The sequence below is a fragment of the Streptomyces beihaiensis genome (genome assembly GCF_026274175.1).
GTDB lineage: Bacteria > Actinomycetota > Actinomycetes > Streptomycetales > Streptomycetaceae > Streptomyces > Streptomyces beihaiensis.
Genome location: NZ_JAPHNL010000128.1, coordinates 1 through 7,026 on the forward strand (window position 1 = coordinate 1; position 7,026 = coordinate 7,026).

At 72.1% G+C, this 7,026-nt stretch carries 8 protein-coding genes; 5 read left to right on the forward strand and 3 right to left on the reverse strand.

The annotated features are described in order from the left end of the window. Nucleotides 1-2,029 (reverse strand): bifunctional glycosyltransferase 87/phosphatase PAP2 family protein (locus OFY01_RS13880; protein ID WP_266599725.1); only part of this gene is annotated, 2,029 nt, incomplete at its 3' end. Nucleotides 2,030-2,349: 320 nt separating this feature from the next. Here OFY01_RS13880 and OFY01_RS13885 point away from each other — a divergent pair. Together OFY01_RS13885 and OFY01_RS13890 are read left to right on the forward strand one after the other, a co-directional pair. Then, complete coding sequence (locus OFY01_RS13885) at nucleotides 2,350-3,747, forward strand: MFS transporter (protein ID WP_266599727.1); 1,398 nt, start codon at nucleotides 2,350-2,352, stop codon at nucleotides 3,745-3,747. A gap of 38 nt (nucleotides 3,748-3,785) precedes the next feature. After that, on the forward strand, nucleotides 3,786-4,463 hold the full coding sequence (locus OFY01_RS13890) for an O-methyltransferase (RefSeq protein WP_266599729.1): 678 nt from the start codon (nucleotides 3,786-3,788) through the stop codon (nucleotides 4,461-4,463). A gap of 46 nt (nucleotides 4,464-4,509) precedes the next feature. Here OFY01_RS13890 and OFY01_RS13895 read toward each other — a convergent pair whose 3' ends face one another. After that, on the reverse strand, nucleotides 4,510-4,908 hold the full coding sequence (locus OFY01_RS13895) for a hypothetical protein (protein ID WP_266599731.1): 399 nt from the start codon (nucleotides 4,906-4,908) through the stop codon (nucleotides 4,510-4,512). 60 nt (nucleotides 4,909-4,968) lie between these two features. Here OFY01_RS13895 and OFY01_RS13900 point away from each other — a divergent pair, with 60 nt between their 5' ends. Continuing rightward, a complete protein-coding gene (locus OFY01_RS13900; protein ID WP_266599733.1) occupies nucleotides 4,969-5,412 on the forward strand; it encodes a DnaJ family domain-containing protein in 444 nt (147 codons plus the stop codon). A gap of 30 nt (nucleotides 5,413-5,442) precedes the next feature. Continuing rightward, entirely contained in the window at nucleotides 5,443-5,772 is a 330-nt protein-coding gene (locus OFY01_RS13905; protein ID WP_266599735.1) for an antibiotic biosynthesis monooxygenase family protein, read from the forward strand. Nucleotides 5,773-5,852: 80 nt separating this feature from the next. On the opposite strand, the gene OFY01_RS13910 is transcribed toward OFY01_RS13905, so the two are convergent. After that, complete coding sequence (locus OFY01_RS13910; protein ID WP_266599737.1) at nucleotides 5,853-6,770, reverse strand: LysR family transcriptional regulator; 918 nt, start codon at nucleotides 6,768-6,770, stop codon at nucleotides 5,853-5,855. A 71-nt stretch (nucleotides 6,771-6,841) separates the two neighbouring features. On the opposite strand from OFY01_RS13910, the gene OFY01_RS13915 reads away from it, so the two are divergent. Next, the coding region (locus tag OFY01_RS13915; RefSeq protein ID WP_266599739.1) for a dihydrodipicolinate synthase family protein at nucleotides 6,842-7,026 on the forward strand (185 nt) is incomplete at its 3' end.

Consider the following 7,026-nt stretch of genomic DNA (forward strand, 5'->3'; position numbering starts at 1 on the left):
CTCCCTGCGCCGCGGCCGGGCTCTCCCGGCCGCCCACGTCCTGCGCGGCCCGCACCGCGGTGCGCACCCGCGGCCCCTGAAGCACGTACGTCAGGAAGAAGCCCGCGGCGACGACGGTCGCGCCGCCGACCGCGTCGAGCACCCAGTGGTTGCCGGTCGCGATGATCGCGGAGACGGTGATCGCCGGGTCGAGCAGGCCGAGCGCCTTGATCCACCAGCGCCGCCCGAGGACCACGACCACGACACCGCACCACAGTGACCAGCCGAAGTGCAGCGAGGGCATCGCCGCGTACTGGTTGGTCAGCTGGGTGAGGGTGCCGTAGTTCGGCTTGGAGAAGTCCTGCACGCCGTGGACGGTGTCGATGATGCCGAGCCCCGGCATGAGCCGCGGCGGCGCCAGCGGGAACGCCCAGAAGCCGACGAGCGCGAGCAGCGTCGCGAAGCCGAGTGCGGAGCGGGCCCAGCGGTACTCGCCGGGGCGGCGGACGTACATGAAGGCGAGCAGGGTCAGCGGGAAGAGGAAGTGGAACGTCTCGTAGTAGAAGTCGAAGAAGTCGCGCAACCACGGGATGTGGTGGGCGACGGTGTGGTTGGCCCAGCGCTCGATGTCGATGTGCAGGAACCGCTCGGCCGAGTGGATCCAGTGCCCGTGTCTCTCGGCGGTGGCGCGGCCGCCGGAGATGGTGCCGCCGGTCGCGGCGAGCCTGACCTGCTGGTAGGCGGAGTAGCCGACGCGGATCAGGAGCAGTTCGAGAATCAGGTTCGGGCGGTGGGCGACGCGGCGCAGCGCCGGCAGCAGCGGCACCCAGGTCCAGCGGGCCGGGCCCGGCTCGGCGTACCGGGTGGGGGTCGGGGTCGCGTACTCGGGCGCGGTGCGCGGCAGGAAGGGCACCACGCAGGCCGCGGCGAGCGCGGCGATCAGGACGACGTTGTCCCGCAGCGGGTGCATCACCGACATGTTCGGCAGCATCATGTCGGCGGGCAGGGTCAGCGAGAGGACGACGAGGGCGGGCCACATGCGGCGGTCGGCGGCCCGCCTGCCGACCCGGCCGACGACCGCGAGCAGCACCCACAGGAGCTGGTGCTGCCAGGCGGTGGGCGACACGGCGACGGCGACGCACCCGGTGACGGAGACGGCGAGCAGCAGCTGTCCGTCGCGCGCGTAGCGCACGGCGCGACGCAGGCCGAGCGCGGCGACGGTGACGGACAGGATCAGGAAGAGCGCGATCTCCAGGGGTCCGGTGAGACCGAAGCGGAGCAGCATGCCGTGCAGCGACTGGTTGGCGCCGGCCGCCGGGTCGGCGCTCAGCCCGGCGCCCGCCATGTGGTGCACCCAGTACGCCCACGAGTCGTGCGGCATGGCGGCCCAGGCGAGGGCGGTGGCGGCGGCGAACGTGCCCGCCGCGGTGACGGCGGCGCGCCTTCGGCCGGAGAACCACAGCAGCGGCGCGAACAGCAGCACGGTCGGCTGCAGGGCGGCGGCCACGCCGATCAGCGCGCCGGACGTCTGCTCACCGGACGCCTGCTCGCCGCGCACGGTGAAGCAGGCGACCAGGACGAGCAGGACGGGGATGATGCTGGTCTGACCGGTGGTGAACGCGTTGCGCACCGGCAGCGAGAGCATGAGCAGGCTGATCGCGACGGGCGCGGCCAGCAGGGACGTACGCCGGGAGACCGGCCGTGGCAGTGCGCGCGCGGCGACCAGGCCGAGTACGACGACCAGGGCGAGCGAGCCGAACGTCCAGCCCCAGCCGAGGGCCTGCTCGGCGGCGCGGGTGAGCGGTTTGAGGACGAGCCCGGCGAAGGGGGTGCCGGAGAACCGGTCGGGCGCGTCGTAGAGCGAGCCGCTGACGTGCAGCACGCCGTGCGGGCCGATCCAGGTCTCCAGGTCGGTGAGGCGCTCGCCGCGCGGTGTGCTGAGCACGGCCACGAGCTGCCGCACCGCCAGCACGGCGGCGACCAGCCACAGGGCGGCGCGCGCCGCGCCGAGCCTGCCTGCCGACGGCCCTTGCTGCTCCACGTTCGCCACCTGTCGTCCGCCCTCCCGCCCTGAAGCTTTCCCGGCCGTTCCTGGCCCCTCAGAGGTTCGCACCACCTTCGGGTTGGGACGCAGGCAACCCTTGCTTCACCTGACTGTCCGCTCGGTTCCGCGACATACGTCACAAGATCCGCCGCGTGTGAGGCGCGGAACGTTCCGCGTTCTGCCAGGCCAGAAACGCTTTCCGTACGCTGCGCGGTGGACTGAACACTACCTGTGCGCACGCCGTGCACCCTTATGGTCCTATTCGTTCCGTTCCGTGCGAGCGGCACCGTTCATGTCCCGCTCAATGAAAGGCAGGCGAAGGACTCTTGGCCGCCGCATCCGTCGCACCGAGTACCGAGCGGGCCCCGGCGGGCGCCGGGGGCCGCGGCCCGGGAACCGGCACGACCGTCACCGTCACCGATCCTTCTTTGGTCAGGCGCGCGGTGAAGGCGGCGGCACTCGGCAACGCGATGGAGTGGTTCGACTTCGGCGTCTACGGCTATCTGACCGTGACGCTCGGCCATGTCTTCTTCCCGACGGCGTCCGGCACCGCCCAGGTCCTCTCGACGCTCGGCACCTTCGCCGCCGCCTTCCTCATCCGCCCCGTGGGCGGCGCCTTCTTCGGCCCGCTCGGCGACCGCATCGGCCGCCGGCGCGTCCTCGCCATCACCATGATCATGATGGCGGCGGGCACGTTCTCGATCGGTCTGATCCCGTCGTACGACCGGATCGGCGTGTGGGCGCCGGTGCTGCTGATCGTGGCGCGCATGGTGCAGGGCTTCTCCACGGGTGGTGAGTACGGCGGCGCGTGCACCTTCATCGCCGAGTACTCGCCCGACGGGCGCCGCGGGTTCTTCGGCAGCTTCCTGGAGTTCGGCACGCTGATCGGCTACGTGGCGGGCGCGGGCCTCGCGACCCTGCTCACGACCGTTCTCCCGGACGGCGACCTGTACGGCTGGGGCTGGCGCCTGCCGTTCCTCGTCGCGGGTCCCGTCGGCCTGATCGGCCTGTACGTGCGGATGAGGCTCGAGGAGACCCCGGCGTTCCGGGAGCTCACCGAGCAGGCCGAGACCCAGCAGAAACGGCAGCCGAAGCCGAGGTTCAAGGACATGTTCGTCGGCAAGGGCGCGGGCGACGCGATGGCGCTGTGTGTCGCGCTCGTCCTCGTCTTCAACGTCACCGACTACATGCTGCTGTCCTACATGCCGACGTTCCTGAGCGAGGAGCTGGGCTACGACGCCACGCACGGCACGCTGATCCTCATCGGCGTGATGCTGCTGATGATGGCCGTACAGATCCCCATGGGCGCGGCCAACGACCGGTTCGGCCACCGGAAGGTGATCGGCGCGGCCTGCGCGGGCTTCGTGCTCCTGTCCGTCCCGGCGGTGCTGCTCGTCCGGCAGGGCTCCACGTGGGCGATCGCCCTGGGCCTCGCGGTGCTCGGCCTGCTCCTGGTCGGCTTCACGTCGTCGATGCCGTCGGCGCTGCCCGCCCTGTTCCCGACCAAGGTCCGCTACGGCTCCCTGTCGGTCGGCTTCAACCTGTCGGTCTCCCTGTTCGGCGGCACCACCCCGCTGGTGGCGGCGGCCCTGGTCGCGGCGACGGGCAACCTGATGATCCCGGCCTACTACATGATGGCGGCGGCCGTGATCGGCGGCGTCGCGGCCTGGCGCATGCGGGAGTCGGCGGGCCGGCCGCTTCCCGGGTCGCCCCCGGCGGTGTGACCGGACGCCGGCGCGGACTTGGCCCTACGCTGCCGCGTATGACCACACAACCCGCACAGGCACCCGCTGTCGACGCCTACCTGTCCGGCCTCCTCGCCCCGGAGGACCCCGCCCTGTCCGAGGCGCTCGCGGCCGGCGAAGCCCACGGCCTCCCGCAGATCGCGGTGACGGCGACGGGCGGCAAGCTGCTGCACCTGCTGGCACGGCTCCGGGGCGCCCGCCGCGCCCTGGAGATCGGCACCCTGGGCGGCTACAGCACCATCTGGCTGGCCCGTGCCCTCCCGGAGGACGGCACGCTGGTCAGCCTGGAGTACAACCAGAAGCACGCCGAGGTCGCCCGCGCCAACGTCGCCCGCGCGGGCCTCGACAAGGTCGTCGACATCCGCGTGGGCCCGGCCCTCGACTCGCTCCCGCAGGTCGCGGCCGACCACGCCGACAACCCGTTCGACCTGGTCTTCATCGACGCCGACAAGGCCAACAACGCGCACTACCTGGAGTGGGCGCTGCGCCTGACCCGGCCCGGCAGCGTGATCGTCATCGACAACGTGGTGCGCGAGGGCCGCATCCTGGACGCGCAGAACACCGAGCCGGACGTCGTCGGCACGCGCGGCGCCCTCGAACTCCTCGCCGAGCACCCGAAACTGGACGCCACGGCGATCCAGACGGTGGGCGCGAAGGGCTGGGACGGCATGGCGATCGCCCTCGTACGCGACTGACCGACGGGACAGCCGGACGACGGACGACCGGACGACCGGACGACCGCTAACCCTCGTGATAGAAGCCGACGTTGACGCTGCGCGGCCCGCCCCGGTCGAGGACGACGACCTCCCCGGAGCCGCCGCGCGGCAGCTCCACCACTCCGCCGTACGGGACGGCCCGCACCGGCCCCCGCTCCCCGAGACGCAGCCGCACCTCGGCGGCCGGATCGGGCTGGGAGCCCCGGATCCAGTGCACGCTCCACTCGCCGCCGCTGCCGCACCGGAACTCCAGGTGCACCCGCGAGACGAACAGCCAGTCCTCGGGCGTCACCAGGCGGCACACCGCCCCGTCCCGTCCCACCCGCAGCACGGCCCCCGGCGTGCTCTCGGCCTCGGCGAGCACCATGCCTGCCGTGGCCCCCGCGTCGCTTCCGGCCACCGTGGCCATGGTCAGTTCGAGCACCGCGCTCCCCGTTCCCCCGTGCCTTCGTACCCGCAGCGAACCTTTTGGGACACTGACATCATGACCGAACGCAAACCGCCGGACGCCAGCTTCGAGTCATTCGTCGAAAAACAGATCCGCGACGCCGAGAACCGCGGCGACTTCGACGCGCTGCCCGGCGCGGGCAAACCCTTCGACCCGTCCGCCGAGTCCGTCTGCGCGTACGACGAGAACTGGTGGATCAAACGGAAGATGGCCCGCGAGGGCATCTCGGTACTGCCTCCCTCCCTCGCCCTGCGCAAGGAGGCCGAGGACACCCTCGCGAAGGCGCTCGCCGCGCCGTCGGAGCGGATCGTGCGGCAGTTGATCGAGGAGCTCAACCCCAAGATCCGCGACATGATGTTCAAGCCGCCGCCGGGTCCGCCGCTGGGCCTGAAGCCGTACGACGTGGACGAGATCGTGCGGCAGTGGCGGCAGGCGAGGCAGTCGCGGGATGTGCGGGAGGAACGGCAGGGGCGCCTGTAGTCCTGGGGGCCGCTGCGGCAGGATGGGCTCATGAGCATCGTGAAGATCAACGCCCTCACCGTTCCCGACGAGCAGCGGGAAGTCCTGGAGAAGCGGTTCGCCTCGCGCGCGGGCGCCGTGGAGAGCTCGGACGGCTTCGAGTGGTTCGAGCTGCTGCGCCCGCTGGAGGGCACCGACCAGTACCTGGTGTACACGCGCTGGCGCGACGAGGCCGCGTTCCAGGCGTGGATGGAGGGCCCGATGAAGGCGGCCCACCAGGGCGGTGGCGAGGGCGGCGGCGAACGCCCGAAGCCCGCGGCGAGCGGGTCCACCGTCTGGTCCTTCGAGGTGGTCCAGCAGGCGGCTCCGAAGAAGGGCTGACCTCTGGCGGCCGCCCCTCCCTGGCGTCCGCCCCTCCCAGGCGTCCACCCTCTGACATCCGCCCCCCGACATCTGCCCGGTCAGCGGCCCACCGCCACCCGCGCCGCCGCCACGAACGCGGCGATGGCCGGGTGGCCGCCGCCGCCCGCGCGGAAGGCGACCTTCGAGCGGCGGTAGAGCGGCAGGCGGGTCAGGACGACACCGTCGGGCGCGTCCGCGGTCGCCATCTCCGGTACGAATCCGGCGCCTTGCCCGGTCGCGGCGAGCGCGAGGACCGTACGGAAGTCATTGACCTGGTGGCGGATGCGCGGCTGGAATCCGGCCGCCTGGCAGGCGCGTACGGCCGTCGCGTGCCCGGTGGTGCCGTCCCGCGCGGTGATCCACGGCGAGGTCGCCCACGGCCCGAGCAGGTCGGCCAGGGTGTCGCCGCGGTCACCCGTGGCGGCGTCGGCGGCGTCGGTAGCGGCCCCCGTGGCCAGGTACATCGGCTCCTCCAGGAGGGGGACCCGGTCGACGGTGGTGTCGGGCGACGCGGGCACGAAGTCGTAGTCGTGGACGAGGGCCACATCGAGTTCGCCGGCGCGCAGCCCGTCCGAGACCCGCGCCGAGTCGATCTCCCGCACCATCGGTTCGAGGGCGGGATGCCTCGCGGTCAGCTCGGCGAGCGCGGCGGGCACGATCGCGTGGCCGCCGGACGGGAACGTCCCGATGCGCAGCGGCCCGCCGATGCCCTCACGCGCTCCGGCCAACTCGGATACGGCCAGTTCGAGACGTTCGATGACGGCGTCGGCGTGTGCGACGAGCCGGTGGCCCGCGGGCGTCAGGACGACCCGTCTGCCACTGCGCTCAAGGAGCGGCACCCCCGCCTCACGCTCAAGAACGCCCAGTTGCTGGGAGACGGCGGAGGCGGTGAAGGTCAGGGCCTCGGCCACGGCCGCGATGGTGCCGCGCCGGTCGAGTTCGCGCAGCAGGTGGAGGCGGCGTACGTCGAGAAGCATAAGCAGAGCTTACGTATGAGCGTAGAAATCGGAAATGGATCTACCGGGTGGCTGTGGGTCACGCTGGGCTCATGAATGCACCCGCCGCGCCCGACGCACGCTTCACCGGTCTGTTCGTCCCACTGGTCACCCCGTTCACCGACGATCTGCGGGTCGCGCCCGACGCGCTCGCCCGGCTCGCCGGCGAGGCGCTGGCCGCCGGTGCCCGGGGGCTCGTGGCGCTCGGCACCACGGCGGAGAGATCGGAAGAGCGTCG

Excerpts from the sequence above, each read along its gene's own strand:
- OFY01_RS13910 (WP_266599737.1), bottom strand. The coding sequence starts at position 6,770 with ATGCTTCTCGACGTACGCCGCCTCCACCTGCTGCGCGAACTCGACCGG.
- OFY01_RS13890 (WP_266599729.1), top strand. The coding sequence starts at position 3,786 with ATGACCACACAACCCGCACAGGCACCCGCTGTCGACGCCTACCTGTCC.
- OFY01_RS13905 (WP_266599735.1), top strand. The coding sequence starts at position 5,443 with ATGAGCATCGTGAAGATCAACGCCCTCACCGTTCCCGACGAGCAGCGG.
- OFY01_RS13900 (WP_266599733.1), top strand. The coding sequence starts at position 4,969 with ATGACCGAACGCAAACCGCCGGACGCCAGCTTCGAGTCATTCGTCGAA.